The sequence below is a fragment of the Lachnoanaerobaculum orale genome, from assembly GCF_003862485.1.
GTDB lineage: Bacteria > Bacillota > Clostridia > Lachnospirales > Lachnospiraceae > Lachnoanaerobaculum > Lachnoanaerobaculum orale.
The window spans coordinates 838,333-854,836 of record NZ_RRCM01000001.1; the positions used below are offsets into that span (position 1 = coordinate 838,333).

General features: G+C 38.7%; 16 protein-coding genes and 1 other RNA gene. 16 read left to right on the forward strand and 1 reads right to left on the reverse strand.

Annotated elements, in window-relative coordinates:
• Nucleotide 1: 1 nt before the first annotated feature.
• The 16 genes from EHW90_RS04120 (at nucleotide 2) to EHW90_RS04190 (ending at nucleotide 15,650) form a co-directional block, all read left to right on the forward strand.
• Entirely contained in the window at nucleotides 2-253 is a 252-nt protein-coding gene (locus tag EHW90_RS04120; RefSeq protein ID WP_124951446.1) for a hypothetical protein, read from the forward strand.
• A gap of 103 nt (nucleotides 254-356) precedes the next feature.
• Nucleotides 357-1,349: a phosphate acyltransferase PlsX gene (gene plsX, locus EHW90_RS04125; protein ID WP_124951448.1), complete on the forward strand. Its 993-nt coding sequence runs from the start codon at nucleotides 357-359 to the stop codon at nucleotides 1,347-1,349.
• A gap of 13 nt (nucleotides 1,350-1,362) precedes the next feature.
• Nucleotides 1,363-1,599 (forward strand): acyl carrier protein, encoded by a 237-nt coding sequence (acpP, locus tag EHW90_RS04130; protein WP_008751809.1) that lies wholly within the window; start codon nucleotides 1,363-1,365, stop codon nucleotides 1,597-1,599.
• A gap of 74 nt (nucleotides 1,600-1,673) precedes the next feature.
• A complete protein-coding gene (rnc, locus tag EHW90_RS04135) occupies nucleotides 1,674-2,360 on the forward strand; it encodes a ribonuclease III (protein WP_124951450.1) in 687 nt (228 codons plus the stop codon).
• Nucleotides 2,361-5,918 carry a chromosome segregation protein SMC gene (gene smc, locus EHW90_RS04140; RefSeq protein WP_124951452.1) on the forward strand — a complete coding sequence of 1,186 codons (3,558 nt, stop codon included), beginning with the start codon at nucleotides 2,361-2,363 and terminating at the stop codon, nucleotides 5,916-5,918. It begins immediately after the preceding gene.
• A gap of 8 nt (nucleotides 5,919-5,926) precedes the next feature.
• Nucleotides 5,927-6,856 carry a signal recognition particle-docking protein FtsY gene (ftsY, locus tag EHW90_RS04145; protein WP_009444552.1) on the forward strand — a complete coding sequence of 310 codons (930 nt, stop codon included), beginning with the start codon at nucleotides 5,927-5,929 and terminating at the stop codon, nucleotides 6,854-6,856.
• A gap of 37 nt (nucleotides 6,857-6,893) precedes the next feature.
• Nucleotides 6,894-8,123 (forward strand): threonine ammonia-lyase, encoded by a 1,230-nt coding sequence (ilvA, locus tag EHW90_RS04150; RefSeq protein ID WP_124951454.1) that lies wholly within the window; start codon nucleotides 6,894-6,896, stop codon nucleotides 8,121-8,123.
• The gene (locus EHW90_RS04155) at nucleotides 8,116-9,441 is read left to right on the forward strand and encodes a chloride channel protein (protein WP_124951456.1); all 1,326 of its coding nucleotides are present in this window, start codon (nucleotides 8,116-8,118) and stop codon (nucleotides 9,439-9,441) included. Before ilvA ends, EHW90_RS04155 begins: the two co-directional genes overlap by 8 nt.
• A gap of 9 nt (nucleotides 9,442-9,450) precedes the next feature.
• Nucleotides 9,451-10,332 (forward strand): 4-hydroxy-tetrahydrodipicolinate synthase, encoded by an 882-nt coding sequence (gene dapA / locus EHW90_RS04160; RefSeq protein WP_124951458.1) that lies wholly within the window; start codon nucleotides 9,451-9,453, stop codon nucleotides 10,330-10,332.
• A complete protein-coding gene (gene dapB, locus EHW90_RS04165; RefSeq protein WP_124951460.1) occupies nucleotides 10,332-11,087 on the forward strand; it encodes a 4-hydroxy-tetrahydrodipicolinate reductase in 756 nt (251 codons plus the stop codon). The genes dapA and dapB overlap by 1 nt, the downstream gene beginning before the upstream one ends.
• A gap of 45 nt (nucleotides 11,088-11,132) precedes the next feature.
• Nucleotides 11,133-12,392 (forward strand): tRNA(Met) cytidine acetate ligase, encoded by a 1,260-nt coding sequence (locus tag EHW90_RS04170; RefSeq protein ID WP_124951462.1) that lies wholly within the window; start codon nucleotides 11,133-11,135, stop codon nucleotides 12,390-12,392.
• A 41-nt stretch (nucleotides 12,393-12,433) separates the two neighbouring features.
• Nucleotides 12,434-12,752: RNase P RNA component class A (gene rnpB, locus EHW90_RS04175), an RNA gene on the forward strand.
• A gap of 90 nt (nucleotides 12,753-12,842) precedes the next feature.
• Nucleotides 12,843-13,787: a 4Fe-4S binding protein gene (locus tag EHW90_RS04180; protein ID WP_124951464.1), complete on the forward strand. Its 945-nt coding sequence runs from the start codon at nucleotides 12,843-12,845 to the stop codon at nucleotides 13,785-13,787.
• Nucleotides 13,777-14,868, forward strand: coding sequence for a HAMP domain-containing sensor histidine kinase (locus tag EHW90_RS04185; RefSeq protein ID WP_124951466.1), 1,092 nt, complete (start codon nucleotides 13,777-13,779; stop codon nucleotides 14,866-14,868). The genes EHW90_RS04180 and EHW90_RS04185 overlap by 11 nt, the downstream gene beginning before the upstream one ends.
• Entirely contained in the window at nucleotides 14,861-15,022 is a 162-nt protein-coding gene (locus EHW90_RS13260; RefSeq protein WP_167456744.1) for a CD1871A family CXXC motif-containing protein, read from the forward strand. Before EHW90_RS04185 ends, EHW90_RS13260 begins: the two co-directional genes overlap by 8 nt.
• Nucleotides 15,023-15,032: 10 nt before the next feature.
• The gene (locus EHW90_RS04190; protein WP_124951468.1) at nucleotides 15,033-15,650 is read left to right on the forward strand and encodes a TlpA family protein disulfide reductase; all 618 of its coding nucleotides are present in this window, start codon (nucleotides 15,033-15,035) and stop codon (nucleotides 15,648-15,650) included.
• 20 nt (nucleotides 15,651-15,670) lie between these two features.
• Here the strand turns inward: EHW90_RS04190 and EHW90_RS04195 are convergent, their stop codons facing one another.
• On the reverse strand, nucleotides 15,671-16,333 hold the full coding sequence (locus EHW90_RS04195; protein WP_060930695.1) for a response regulator transcription factor: 663 nt from the start codon (nucleotides 16,331-16,333) through the stop codon (nucleotides 15,671-15,673).
• Between the last annotated feature and the right edge of the window lie 171 nt (nucleotides 16,334-16,504).

Consider the following 16,504-nt stretch of genomic DNA (forward strand, 5'->3'; position numbering starts at 1 on the left):
GATGGTATATTTGATAGCGGATAAAGATCTTGAGGGTCAGGAAAAGATAAAATATTATAAATGTTTTTTGCAGGAATTATATCATGACGATGTGGAATGTATCATTGAAGACAACAGAGTTATAACTCCGCTTGGACTTGAAGGTAAAGCCATGGAAGAAAAGGGAAAAGAGATAAGAAAAAAACTCCCGGATGCTAAAGCTGTTTATCTGTGCAGAGAGGGAGAAGTTATAGTTTTAAAAGACAGCTTATAGCTTTATTTTAAAATATAAGACGGATTTTGAATTTTGTCTTGCGTAGAACTTAATATTTGGTTATGATACAGAGGTGTTATAGAAAAAACATTTGAGGTGTATTATGGTTACAGTCGCATTGGACGCAATGGGTGGAGATTATTCACCGGACGAAATAATAAAGGGGGCATTTGATGCCTTAAAAAAAGATAAGGATATTAAAATTATTTTAGTTGGTAAGAAGGAGGTTTTGGAGAAAAAAGTAAGTGACGAGTTTGCAGACAGATGTGAATGTGTCTATTCAAGCGAGGTAATAACCAATGAAGAAGCACCGGTAGCGGCCATCAGAGCAAAGAAGGATTCATCCATAGTGGTAGGCATGAATCTTGTAAAAGAGGGAAAAGCGGACGGCTTTGTAAGTGCGGGAAGTACCGGAGCCGTACTTGTAGGCGGACAACTTATAGTAGGCAGGATAAAAGGAGTTTTAAGGCCTGCGCTTGCACCGCTTATACCTACTGAAAAAGGTGTTTCTTTGTTGATTGACTGTGGTGCCAATGTGGATGCAAGGGCGGATAATCTGGTACAGTTTGCACAGATAGGCTCTTTGTATATGGAAAAGGTTATAGGTATCAAAAATCCGAGAGTAGGCCTTGTAAACATAGGTGCCGAGGAAGAAAAGGGAAATGCGCTTGTCAAGGAGACAATGCCTTTATTAAAGGAATGTAAGGATATAAACTTTATAGGCAGCATAGAGGCAAGAGAGATACCGAAAGGCGGAGCCGATGTAATAGTGTGTGAGGCCTTTGTAGGTAATGTAATAATAAAGCTCTATGAGGGAGTAGGTTCTACACTTATCGGTAAGATAAAGGAAGCCCTGACAAAGAACATTTTCACAAAGATAGGTGCAATGATGATAAAGTCTTCACTGAAGGCTACATTGAAGTCCTTTGATGCAAGCGGATACGGCGGTGCTCCTTTACTCGGACTTAACGGACTTGTAGTCAAAGCACACGGCAATTCAAAGGCAAACGAGATTTGTAATTCGATTTTACAATGTAAGAGCTTTAAAGAAGAAGCTTTGAGTGATATTATAAGAGAGAAAATGATTAAAGATTAGAATGGAGAAAAAAATGGAATTTGAGAAGTTAAAAAAGATTATCGCCGAGGTTTTAAATATTGATGAGAATACAATTGAACTTAGTTCTTCTTTTGTAGATGATTTGGGAGCCGATTCTTTGGACTTGTTTGAGATAATTACAGGCATTGAGGAAGAGTTTGAACTTGAGATTCCTCAGGAAGTTGCAGAGAATATCCACACTGTAAACGATGCCGTTGAGGAGATAAAGAAGGCTACAGACGCCAGATAGTGTTTACGAGGCTACTGTTTAAGATATCAGATAATGGTAGCCTCTTTATAAAATATAGATTGTTGAGGGTTGTTATGAATAATAATTTAAATGAGTTACAGAAATTATTAGGATATGAGTATAAGAATACAGAGCTTTTAAATCAGGCGCTTACACACAGTTCATATGCCAATGAGCATCAGCTTGGAAAAAACGGTTCCAATGAAAGATTGGAGTTTTTGGGAGATGCCGTTTTAGAGCTTGTAAGCAGTGAGTTTTTCTACGGAGTTTATCCTGACAAGCCTGAGGGAGAACTTACAAAGATAAGAGCAAGCTTTGTATGTGAGCCTGCACTTGTGGACTGTGCAAAGAATATAAGACTCAGTGAGTTTATAAAGCTTGGAAAAGGTGAGGAGCATACAGGCGGAAGATTCAGACCGAGTATAATCAGCGATACCTTTGAGGCGGTTATAGGAAGCATATATTTAGACGGTGGTTTTGCTAATGCAAAAGAGGTGATTTTAAAATTCATTTTGAATGGATATGAAAATAAAGTCTTCTTTTATGATAGCAAGACTATCTTACAGGAAGTGATACAATCACAGGATTCAAGACCGGTAGAGTACGACCTTTTGTCGGAGGAAGGACCTGACCATTTGAAGAAGTTTATCGTAGCTGTGAAAATAAACGGTGAAAGAGTGGGCGTGGGAGAAGGCGTAAGCAAAAAGTCTGCCGAGCAGGCGGCGGCATATGAAGCATTGAAAAAATTAGGGAAAGTTTAGATGTATTTAAAGCGTATTGAAATTCAGGGATTTAAGTCCTTTGCAAATAAGATCGTATTTGATTTTCACAACGGAATAACAGGTATCGTGGGACCTAACGGCTCGGGAAAAAGTAATGTATCCGATGCGGTCAGATGGGTGCTGGGAGAGCAAAGTGCCAAGCAGCTTCGAGGCGGAAATATGCAGGATGTAATCTTTGCAGGTACCGAGCTTAGAAAGCCGCTCGGATTTGCCTATGTTGCAATCACCCTGGACAATTCTGACCACAAGCTGGATATTGACTTTAAAGAGGTGACCGTATCCAGAAGACTGTTCAGATCTGGAGAGAGTGAATATCTGATAAACGGTTCAGCCTGCAGATTAAAAGATATCAGTGAGCTTTTCTTTGATACGGGTATCGGAAAAGACGGATACTCCATAATAGGTCAGGGTCAGGTAGATAAGATACTAAACGGCAGACCTGAAGAAAGAAGAGAGCTTTTTGACGAAGCGGCAGGAATCACAAAGTTTAAAAGAAGAAAAGGTCTTGCGCTGAAAAAGCTTGAGTCAGAGAGAGAGAGCTTGGTCAGAGTAAACGATATATTGGCGGAGCTTGAAAAACAGGTCGGTCCTCTTGAAAAACAGGCCAAGGTCGCAAAAGAGTTTTTGAATCTGCGTGAAGAATTAAAGATTTTTGATGTTAACAGTTATATTATGGAGTATGACGGTATAACTCAGAATCTTAATGAATATAAAAAGCGTGAAAAGCTCTTATCCGACGATTTGGCGGATGCAAGAAATTTACTTGAAAAGTCAAAAACCGACTATGAAGATATCACGGCGGAGTTAAAAAGGCTTGACGAAGAGCTTGACGACGTGAGAAATCTTATAGGAAATAACACGACAAGACTGCAAGAGATAAACTCACATATAGAGATTTTAAAAGAGCAGATAAACTCCGAGAATAAGAACAATGAAAACCTCTCATACAGAGGTGAAAATATAGACAGTGATATTGAAAAAAAGCAAAAAGAGCTGGAAACTTTAAAAGAAGAAAAGGCCTCATTGCAAAATCTTTTAAAAGAAGCGAACGAAAGGGAAAACGCTCTTTTAAGCGAACTTGAAGACATTGACAAAAAAATAGATGAGCTTGCACAAAGACTTGATAACTTGAGGCTTTCATCCGAGGAGTTTAATTCACGAAATGCGGATTTGAGAGCGAAAAAAGAGAGATATAAGGGTATCCTGGAGCAGGTTCGCCTCAGAAAATCTCAGATGACTCAAAGACTTTTGGAGAGTAAGACAGGTCAAAATACAATCGAATTAAAGATTGATGAGGAAAATAAGAGCCTAAACTCGGTGAATGGATCACTTCACGGTGCCGAGAGTACTAAAGACGAGCTTGAGAGTAAAAAGGCTGCTATACACAGTGAGATAATCAGGTTTTCAAAAGTGGCATCCGAGCTTCAGATGAAGTATCAGAGTGAGTCGGCAAAGCTGACATCATTAAAGGATCTTGCGGAAAAATATGACGGCTACGGTATTGCAATAAAAAAAATTATGGAGACCAGAGATCGAATCGGCGGTATACATGGTGTTGTTGCGGATATAGTCAGAGCGTCAAAACAGTATGAGGTAGCTATAGAGACCGCTCTTGGAGGCAGGATACAAAATGTGGTTATCGACTCCGAAAATACCGCAAAGGTTTTGATTGATTATCTGAAGAAAAACAGATTTGGAAGGGCTACATTTTTGCCTCTTTCCGCTATGAGGAATAATACATTTTCAAATACCGAGTTTTTGAAAGAAAAGGGAGTAGTCGGAATAGCAAGTGAGCTGGTAGAGTACGATAGTGTATACAAAAACCTTATAGGCAGCCTGCTTGGACGAATTGTAGTTATTGACAATATAGATAATGCGATTGCCTTTGAAAAAAAGTTCAGATATGAATACAGAGTTGTAACCCTTGACGGTGATTCACTTAGTCCGGGCGGTTCCATAAGCGGTGGTGCTTTTAAAAACAGTACCAATCTTTTGAGTAAGAAAAGAGAGATAGAAGAGGCACAGGCAAGTGTATCCGTACTTTTGAAAAATTACAATGAGGCAAACGACAAGCTTGAATCCTTTAATTTACAAAGAAATGATATAGAGATTAAGCTTGATGAGAACAGAAAAGTAATACAGGATTTAGTCATTGAGAAAAACAATATATCAAACAGAAGATCAGGGTTAATTGAAAAGCTTGAAGAACTTAAAGCCTCATCAGTTTCGGTACAGACAGATTTTGACAATATAGACAAAGAACTTTCGGAGATAGAAATTGAGACAAAAAGGCTTGATGCCAAACTTTCAAATGTAGGTGAGGACTTCGGAAAGCTGGGAAGGGATATCTCGGATATAGAAAGTGATATCAAAGAACAGAGAAATAAAAGAGAGCTGCTGGTGGAAAAGCTGAATGCTTCAAAGCTTGAAAAAGCCAATATCTCACAAAGACTTGAGTTTATTGATGAGAATGTAAACAGAACCGGAGAGGATGTCAAAGCGCTGCTTGATGAAAAGTCGGGCTTAAAGACAAGAGCCGAGGATATTGTAAGAAATATCAATGAGAAAAATAAAATCATAGAAAATGAACATATCTCAAAAAACGAGTTGGCTAAAAAGATAGAAAAACTTAAGCAAAGAGAAGAAGAACTTATTTTGCTTAAAGAAGCGAAGTCAAAGTCACAGAATAAGATATTTGACAACAGAGATGTTTACAGTGAAAGAGTTTCACTTCTTGACAGAGATATCTACAGACTGAAAGGCCAGATAGAAAAGTCTGAAGAGAGGATGTCCGAGAGAACCAATTATATGTGGAATGAATATGAACTTACATATAATTCGTCATTGGAGCTGAAAACCGATACGGATATGTCTTTAAATGATATCAGAGCAAATATATCTTCACTGAAGTCAAAGATAAAGGCACTTGGAAATGTCAATATTAATGCTATTTCAGACTACAATGAGATTTCCGGAAGATATGAGCTTATGAAAAAGCAGCATACGGATATCCTGGAGGCTGAAGCTACTTTGATAAATATTATCGATGAGCTGGATGTGGCTATGAAAAAGCAGTTTGCCGAGAAGTTTGAAGAGATTGCAAAAGAGTTCAATGAAGTGTTTAAAGAACTTTTCGGCGGAGGCAGCGGAAAGCTTGTACTTGAAGAAAGCTCCGATATGCTGGAGGCCGGTATAACAATAATCTCACAGCCGCCGGGAAAGAAGCTTCAAAACATGATGCAGCTTTCAGGTGGAGAGAAGGCGCTTACAGCCATAGCACTTTTGTTTGCAATACAAAATCTTAAGCCTTCACCTTTTGCATTGCTTGATGAGATAGAGGCGGCGCTTGATGATTCAAATGTAGACAGATTTGCAAAGTATTTACATAAGCTTACAGACCATACACAGTTTATAGTAATTACTCACAGAAGAGGTACAATGGTATCTGCGGACAGACTTTACGGAATTACAATGCAGGAAAAAGGTGTTTCCGCACTTGTTTCAGTGAACCTGATAGAAAATGAATTGGATAATTAGGAGAGATAATGGAAGAAAAGAAAAAAGGATTTTTTTCAAGGCTTGTAGAAGGACTTACAAAAACGAGAAATGCCGTAGTCAGCGGAATAGAGAATGTATTCCTCGGATATGATGTAATAGATGAGGACTTTTATGAGGAGCTTGAAGAGACTCTTATTATGGGAGATATCGGAATCAGAGCTTCTACAGATATTATAGAAGAGCTTAGAAAGAGAGTAAAGGAAGAGCATCTTAACTCGCCTGCACAGTGTAGAGAGGTGCTTATTGACACAATAAAAAGAAAGATGGATTTGGGCGAGAACGCCTATGAGTTTGAAAACAGGAAGTCTGTAGTATTTGTCATAGGTGTAAACGGTGTAGGAAAGACCACATCTGTCGGAAAACTTGCAAGTCAGCTAAAAAACGAGGGTAAAAAGGTTTTGGTTGTGGCTGCTGACACATTCAGAGCGGCGGCTATTGAGCAGCTTGAAGAGTGGACTAAAAGAGCCGGAGTGGATATAATAGCACAGAACGAAGGTTCAGACCCGGGAGCTGTGGTATTTGACGCGTGCAAGGCGGCAAAAGCAAGAAATACAGATGTAATGATAGTGGACACCGCAGGAAGACTTCACAATAAGAAAAATCTTATGGAAGAGCTGAAAAAGATAAATAAAATAATTGAAAGAGAATATCCTGACGCTTACAGGGAGACCTTGGTGGTACTTGACGGTACTACCGGACAAAATGCACTTGAACAGGCAAGGGTATTTAACGAGGCGGCAAATATAACAGGTATTATACTGACAAAGCTTGACGGAAGTGCCAAGGGAGGTATTGCGGTGGCAATACAGGCGGAACTTTCCATTCCTGTCAAGTATATAGGGGTAGGTGAGAAAATAGACGATCTTCAAAAATTCAACTCAAAAGAATTTGTGGATGCACTTTTTAGTAATGAGTAAGACAAAGCTATCTAAAATAGAATCGAGGCAATAAGTAATGAAGGAATTTACATTGGAAAAATTTGAAGAGGCGAGCGAACTTGTACAAAAGGTGACATCGGAGACAAAACTTGTATTCAGTGAGTTTTTCTCGGAGCAGTCCGGAAATAAAGTATATTTCAAGCCTGAAAATATGCAGTATACGGGAGCATATAAGCTTAGAGGAGCATACTATAAGATTTCAACACTTTCCGATGAAGAAAAGGCAAAGGGAATTGTAACGGCTTCGGCAGGAAACCACGCTCAGGGTGTGGCATACGCAGCTAAGCTTGCAGGTATAAAAGCTACAGTGTTTATGCCTACAACAACACCTCTTATAAAAATAAACAGAACCAAAAACTACGGTGCAACGGTAGAACTCTACGGCGATGTATTTGATGAAGCGGCTACAAAGGCTATGGAGTATGCAAAGGAGAGCGGTGCGACATTTGTTCATCCTTTCAATGACCTTACAGTGGCTACAGGACAGGGCAGTATCGCAATGGAGATAATCAAAGAACTCCCTACAGTAGATATAATACTTGTACCGATAGGAGGCGGCGGACTTTGTGCCGGTGTGGCGACACTTGCAAAGATGTTGAATCCGAATATCCATGTAATAGGAGTGGAGCCTGAGAATGCGGCCTGCATGAAAGAATCTATCAAAGAGGGACATATAGTTACATTGCCTTCAGCCAACACGATTGCAGACGGTACCGCAGTAAAGACACCGGGAGATAAGCTGTTTAACTATGTAAAAGAAAATGTGGATGATATAATTACAATCAACGACAATGAGCTTATAGTATCATTCCTTGATATGGTGGAAAATCATAAGATGATAGTGGAAAACTCGGGGTTACTTACAGTTGCGGCACTAAAGCATTTGGATGTAAAGGGAAAAAAGATTGTTGCAATACTTAGCGGCGGAAATATGGATGTTATTACAATGGCATCACTTATACAGCACGGACTTATTGAAAGAGACAGGATATTTACGGTATCCGTACTTTTACCTGATAAGCCGGGTGAACTTGCAAAGGTGGCCGACTTACTGGCAAGCGAGAGAGGAAATGTTATAAAGCTTGAGCACAATCAGTTTATCAGTATCAACAGAAATGCCGCCGTGGAGCTTAGAATTACTATAGAAGCTTACGGAACGGAGCATAAGGAACAGATAGTCGAAAGACTAAATAAAGAGGGATATAGACCAAAACTTGTAAGAAGTAAAGGAACATATAATGCTTGATGAAAAAGTGAATATAGATATTAACGAGTTTTTAAAAACATTAAATTTTAAAACTAATATAATATATTTTATAAAATGGGGGATATTTTCAGTCATAATAGGAGTGGTTGTAGGATTTGCCGGAGCCAGCTTCGGACATGCGATAAGCTTTGCCACGGATTTTTGGCAAAGCCACCGCTACACACTCTATCTTTTACCGATATTCGGACTTATAATTTCAGCCTTGTATCACTTTATACATGCGGACAATCCGAGAGGAACCAACTGGGTAATAGATTCGATATCTTCAGGTGAGACCATTCCTTTAAAAATGGCACCTACAATATATTTATCTTCATTTTTGACACACCTTGGAGCGGGCAGTGCCGGAAGAGAGGGTGCGGCACTACAGATAGGCGGAAGCCTCGGAAACTTTATAGGAAGGAAGTTAAAGCTTGGACAGACTTCATTTTCAGATAAGGCGGATATAAATATTGCAATAATGTGCGGAATGGCATCCTGCTTTTCAGCGCTTTTCGGAACGCCGATATCGGCGTCCATATTCAGTATGGAAATATTCAGTGTAGGCGTTATGTATCATGCGGCACTTATACCGTGCCTGCTGTCGTCATATATTGCAGTATATGTGGCAAAACTTATGAATACACCTGTGGAGAAGTTCATAATACAAAGAGCGCCTGATTGGAACTTCAGACTTGTAGGGTTTATGATACTGCTTGCGGCACTTACAGCCATTGTTGCAATATTATTTTCAGTGGCAATGCATGAAAGTGCAAATATTTACAAAAGATTTTTTAAAAATCCGTATATAAGGATTGTAGTTGCGGCAGTTTTATTTATAATATTAACTATACTCTCAGGAAGCAGAGACTACAACGGCGGAGGATTTTGGCTTATAGAAAGAAGCATGAGCGGAAATGTAAGGTATGAGGCATTTCTTATGAAAATTCTTTTTACTGCGGTGGCAATGGGAGGAGGCTTCAAAGGAGGAGAGATAGTACCTACATTTGTTATAGGTGCGACCTTCGGAGGAGCATTTGCAAAATTTTTCGGACTTCCGTATGAACTGTGTACCGCATGCGGTATGATTGCCTGCTTTGTAGGAGTTACCAACTGCCCTATAGCATCCATTTTTATGGGTCTTGAATTTTGTGGTAGCCTTGGCATAAACTATTATGCTATAGTAGTAGGAGTAAGTTTTGTATTGTCAGGTTATTATGGACTTTACAGTTCACAAAAGTTTGCGTATTCAAAAACTGAAGCAAGATATGTAGGCTCGGATGCGGTGAGCATTAGAAAGAAAAGACAAAATAGTTAGGAGGATTTTATGGCTATATTTGAAGGTGCAGGTGTTGCACTTATTACACCGATGAATGAGGATTTAAGTGTAAATTATAATAAATTGGAAGAAATAATTGAGGAGCAGATTGCAGGAGGTACAGATGCCATTATAGCCTGCGGTACTACAGGTGAAGCGTCAACTCTTACGGTTGAGGAGCATTTGGATGCTATAAAGAGAACTATCGAGATAGTAAACAAGAGAATACCGGTAGTTGCAGGTACAGGTTCAAATTCTACAGAGACTGCAGTGGAGTTTTCAAAGGAAGCCGAAAAGTACGGAGCTGACGGAGTATTGGTGGTTTCACCTTATTACAACAAGGCAACACAAAAAGGTCTTATTAAGCACTTTACTTCTATTGCTGAGGGTATAGATATACCGGTGCTTCTTTACAATATTCCGGGAAGAACAGGAGTGAATATCGAGCCTGAGACTATTGCATACCTTGTAAACAATGTGGAGAATATAGTAGGTGTTAAAGAGGCAAGCGGTAATTTCTCAAATGCGATAAAGACATTAAGACTTTGTCCGCAGATAGATATGTACTCCGGAAATGACGATCAGGTAGTGGCTCTTATGAGTATAGGTGCAAAGGGTGTTATATCCGTACTGTCAAATGTGGCACCTAGACAGACCCATGAAATGTGTAAAGCTGTGCTTGACGGAGATATATTTAAGGCAAGAAAGATGCAGATAGAGGCGCTTGATGTTATCAACAATCTGTTTGCCGAAGTAAATCCTATACCGGTAAAGGCGGCTATGAACCTTCAGGGAAAGAATGTAGGACCGCTCAGACTTCCGCTTACACCTATGGAGAAGGCACATGAGGAAGTTTTGGCTAAGGCTATGAAGGAGTACGGTATTTTATAATGGTTAAGGTTATTTTAAACGGTGCGAGCGGCGCAATGGGCAAGGTGGTTGCAGACCTTATTTCTGCAGACCCTGATATGGAAGTGGTTGTAGGAGTGGATAGCAGAGCCGATATGGACGCTGCATTTCCTATAATGGATAGTATAAATAAAGTTAATGTGGCTGCTGATGTGGTTATCGACTTCTCATCTGTAGAGGCTGCGGATACATTGCTTGACTTTATAGAGCAAAAAAAGATTCCTGCAGTTATCTGTACTACAGGTCTAAGTGAGGCACAGATTGACAGAATAAACGAACTTTCATCAGTAAGTCCGATTCTTCGTTCCGCAAATATGTCACTTGGAATCAATGTATTGTCAAAGGTATTGGCTGAAGTAGCCCCTACACTGAAGAAAGCAGGGTTTGATATAGAGATAGTGGAGGCACATCACAGAAGAAAGCTGGATGCTCCGAGCGGAACAGCGCTTTTGCTTGCAGACTCTATAAATTCAAGTATGGATGAGAAGCTTGATTATACCTATGACAGAAGCGACAGACATGAACAAAGAAGAGAGAATGAGATAGGCATCTCATCTGTGCGAGGCGGTACAATAGTTGGTGATCACGATGTTATCTTCGCAGGAGAAGATGAGGTTATTTCATTTAACCATAGAGCATATTCAAGAAAGATTTTTGCAAACGGTGCGATAGCGGCGGCCAAGTTCTTAATGGAAAAATCTAGCGGACTCTATGATATGAGCGATGTGATTAAATAAATTTTTAGGCAATCAGTATTCTGATTGCCTTTTTTAGAGGTGAATATGAAGATTTTGGGGATTATTGCGGAATATAATCCTTTTCACATGGGGCATAAGTATCAGATTAAAAAAGCTAAAGAACTTTCAGGAGCCGAATATGTTGTAGCTATAATGAGCGGTAACTATGTGCAAAGAGGGGCACCGGCGGTTTTTGAAAAAAGTATAAGGACAAAGATGGCTTTAAACGGAGGAATAGACGCCGTATTTGAAATACCGAGCTTTTTTAGCGGTGCAAGTGCAGCCGACTTTGCAAGGTACGGCATAAGTTTGCTGGATATACTTGGAGTTGATTATATATCATTCGGTGCGGAAAACAATGATTATGATCTGCTTTGCAGCGTAGCAGGTATTCTGTCGGGAGAAGAGATTGAGATTTCAATAAAAAAATATTTGGCTTCAGGTTTAAACTATGCCAAAGCAAGACATAGTGCGATAATGGAGAAGTTAGCAAGTGAAAGTATATCACTGCAGCAAAGAATGCAGATAGAAGATATACTTTCATCCCCCAACAATATACTTGCAATAGAATATCTTAAGAATATAAAACTTATAAAATCAAATATAAAACCGGTTATAATAAGTAGGAACGGAAGCACTTATCACGAAAAGAATATAGAAGAGGATAAATTTGCCTCAGCCACAGCTATAAGAAATGCATTATATAGCGGTAAGAAAGATATATTTGATAATATTAGCGGAGGAATACCGTTGGAAAATATAGATATTTTAAAGTCATCAAAGCCGATATTTGAAGATGATTTTTTATTTACCGTACAAAGGAATATATATGATAAGTTATATAAAAGAGAAGACTTATGTGCATACTGTGATGTATCGGATGAGCTTAAAAATACAATAAATAAAAGTATAAACGAGATTAAAAGTAGGAGTTTTGAAGATTTTATTTTAAGCCTTAAGAGTAAGAATTTTACATATACCAGAATAAGCAGAGCAATCTTTCATATTCTTTTAAACCATAAAAAGAAAACCTTGGAAGAGTTAAAGTCACAGCCTGATATGGCGGCATATCCTTTATTACTGGGATTTAAAAAGGCTTCATCCAATCTTTTATCCGAACTTAAGCTTAGAAGTAAAAAGCATTTTATCAGTAAAACGGGCAGTGCAAAAGAGCTTTTATGTGAGAGCGCTTTTAAATTATTTGAAAACAATATATATTCCGATTTTTTGTATAATTCGATTTATTTTGAAAAATATGGTGAGATACTTGATAATCCGTACAGGAGAAAGATTGTTATTTTATAATTTTTTCTTGCCAAAAAGCATCTCGGATGTTAAAGTATCACTTAGTAAAACAGACGGTCGCACAAGTGTGAGGAAAGTCCGGGCTTTATAGGGCAGGATGCCGGATAACATCCGGTGGAGGCGACTCCAAGGAAAGTGCAACAGAAAATAACCGCCGAAAGGTAAGGGTGAAAAGGTGGTGTAAGAGACTACCGCTTGTATGGTAACATATGAGGCCGTGTAAACCCCATCCAAAGCAAGACCAAAGCGAATAAGGGCTGCCCGTCCGATATTCAGGTAGGTTGCTAGAGCCTTGTGGTAACATAAGGACCAGATAGATGACCGTTTAATACATAACCCGGCTTATGTTTTGCTTAGGCTCCCGTAGGGGGCCTATTTTATTGCAATACTTTACCTTATCTTAACCTATATATGCTAGAATATACAAAGAAATTATTTTAGGAGAGGGGAATGAAATACTTTGAGAATAAATACACAAGATTTCAGGAAATAAAAAAGAATGTCATACAGGCAGTAGCCACATTGGTGACAAATGCCAATCTGAAAGGATTCTTTGACGGAAAGATATATAAAGGAAATACGAAGGTGGCCTGTGTACCGGGATTAAACTGCTACTCATGTCCGGGAGCAATAGGGTCATGCCCGATAGGCTCACTTCAGGCGGTTATAGGAAGTAATAAGTTTAGCATATCATACTATGTAATAGGTATAATAATACTTATAGGTGCACTGTTTGGAAGACTTGTATGCGGACTTTTATGTCCGTTCGGTTTTGTACAGGATTTACTGTATAAGATACCTACACCTAAGTTTAAAATTCCTGCAAAAGTGGACAGAGTACTCAGATATATGAAATATCTGATATTGCTTACATTTGTAATACTCTTGCCGATGTTTTTGGTTGATGCTTTCGGTAACGGAGCACCTTACTTTTGCAAACTTATCTGCCCGGCAGGAACGCTTGGAGGAGCACTTCCCTTACTTGCAAAAAATGAAGGACTTAGAAGCACAATAGGATTTTTGTTCTTCTGGAAACTGAGTATACTGATAGTTGTAGCGGCACTTTCCATATTTACATACAGACCTTTTTGCAAATATATCTGTCCGCTCGGAGCATTGTATTCTTTCTTTAACAAAGTCGGATTTTATAAGATGGAGTTTGTATCAGATAAATGTGTAAACTGCAGACTTTGTGAAAGAGCTTGCAAGATGGATATAAGTGTAAGAGCAAACCCGAATTCATTGGAATGTATAAGATGCGGGGCCTGCACTGCAGCTTGCAGACACGGCGCTCTGACCACATCATATGCAGGGTTTGGCAAGAAAAAAGAAGAAAAGCCTGTTAATGTAAAGTTATGTAACAGTAAGTGCAAAGGATGTGCAAATGTGGAATAGGTTATCTATCAGAGTGAAGCTGACATTGCTTACAGCCATAGTACTTTGCATAATATCTCTGATATCGTTTCGTATAAATATAGATAATGCCTCAAATATCTTTATAATACCTGACGGTGTTAATGTAACAAATACTATGGGCGGAAGATGCTTTAAGCTTGACTTTGATATCGCGCAGAAAACCTTTAGGATAAACTGCTTTTATATCACGGTTTTTTGCTCGGTATTCGGAACGGCACTTATGTGGTTTGTCAGCGGAAGGGTATTAAAGCCGTTAAGTACATTTACAAAAGCTATAAAGGATATTGATATAAATAATGTAGGCGAAAATATATCAGTGGTAAAAAGCAAAGATGAGGTGGGGGAGTTGCAGGATTCCTTTAACTTTATGCTTGAGAATATCAAGGATTCATATATAAGGCAGAAGAGTTTTTCACAGAATGCGGCACATGAGCTAAAGACTCCTGTAGCCGCAATAAAGACAAATCTTGAAGTTTTAAATATGGACGAAAATCCCGATATCTCAGATTACAAAGATTTTGTAAATGTGGTGTCAAGGCAGATAGATATGATGAGCTCCATAGTACAGGGATTAAGACTGTTAAGCAGCGGCGAGAGTCTAAACTTCGAAAAAATATGCCTGAAAGATTTGATAGATGATATTTTGACTGATTTAAAGACATATATAGAAAGCAGACATCAAAAAGTAGAGGTGTTATTTGATAATACAGACTTTAATATACAGGCTGACAGAGTGTTGTTAAAACAGGCTGTCTTCAATATAGTACATAATGCAATAAGATATTCGGACAATGAGGCGGTTATTAAGATTTCGCAGACAGGTAATATATTGAGTATCAAAAATTTCGGTACAGGAATTGCACAGGCTGATTTAAACAGAGTGTTTGAACCATTTTATTGTATTGACAAGTCCAGATCGAAAAAATACGGCGGCAGCGGTCTGGGTCTTGCTATAGCAAAGGATATAGCGGACAGACACGGATTTACTATTAACGCAAAGAGTAAAGTCGATGAATATGTAGAAATATCAATCAGCTTTTCGGAGAATAAAAATGAGTAAGTTTATAAAAAAAATAGAAAAAAACAAGGCGGTGCCTTTTTGCTTTTTGGCGGTTGCAGTTATTATGATAGGTGTGGGAGTAGTCAGAGGTGAGCACCTTGTGGTACTGCAAAAGGCTGTAAATATCTGCCTTGAATGTATAGGAATAGGATAAGGAGAATTATATGAAGAAATTATTTGTTTTAGGTATGGCAATTATGATGGCGGGAGCAATAAGTGCCTGCAATGCAGGAAATAAGACTGCTAATGAGTCCGTAAGCACAGAGGCACAGACAGATTCAAAGAAGGCCGATACAAGCGAGTCGGCAGATTCAAAGAAGGCTGATGAGAGTAAAGCTGCAGATTCAAAAAAGGAAGATGTAAGCTTCCCTGAGTTCAGTGCAAAGACTGTTGAGGGCGGGGAGATAAGTAACGATGTATTCAAAGACAGCAAGCTTACAGTAGTCAATGTATGGGGCAGCTGGTGCGGTCCATGTGTACAGGAAATCCCTGAGCTGCAAAAGTTGTCAGAAAACATGAAAGATAAGAACGTCAATGTAATAGGAATAGCTCAGGATGCAGGAAGCAACTTCCAGGCGGTAAAAGAAGTACTTGATAAGAGCAAGGTAACTTATCAAAACATCATCCCGTCAGGACCTACAGAGGATTTTGTTATGAGTCTTCAGGCATTTCCTACCACTTTCTTTGTAGACTCACAAGGAAAGATAGTTTATGCAATACAGGGTTCAAAGAATCTTGAAGGATTCACACAGATAGTGGACGATTTATTATCAAAAATGTAATATTAACAGAGGAATGGGCACTAAGTAGCTACAGTGTATCCCATTCCTCTGTTTGTTTTTATAACATCACTTCCAAGTTTCTTTCTGATAGCCGCTATATGGACTTTGATAACATTCGATGCATCACTTGCATTCATATCAATATTATGTTCAAGCAGTTCGGCGGTTGAAACCAATCTGTCTTTATTAAGGCACAGATACTCAAATATGGCGTATTCCTTAGGCGTAAGAGAAATAATCTCGCCTTTTCTTTGTACCTGCTTCTTATTAAGAAACAGCTCTATGCCTTGAGATTCAAGTCTTATACAGTCGTCATTTTTATTATATGAAGTGCGAAGCAGCGCTCTTATTCTTGCCTCAAGTTCTTTAAAGTGAAAAGGTTTTACCAGATAGTCGTTTGCGCCGAGGTCAAGCCCAAGTACCTTGTCGTTTAATGTATCTCTGGCAGACAATATAATGACCTTACAATCCGCATTGTCCTCCCTTACAGCCTTTAACACTTCTATTCCGTCAAGCTTAGGCATATTCAAATCAAGTACAATAAGATCATATTTTGATTCAAAATAAAGCTCCAATGCTTCTTCACCGTCAGCTGCGGTATCCACATAGTAGTTTTGCTTGCGAAGCCCCTTGGCAAGCGCATTTAATATATCTTCTTCATCCTCACATATCAAAAGTCTCATACTACCTCCCGAATATATAACAGTTATCCTTTATTAAGTTTAAGTATATCAATTAAATCCACCTATAACAATACTCTTATTTTTGCGATTTGCCAAAATTTTTGAAAGAAATAATCAGTATATTATCGTGTTGTATAAAATGCAGTATAAAAATAAGAAAAATAGGAGAGC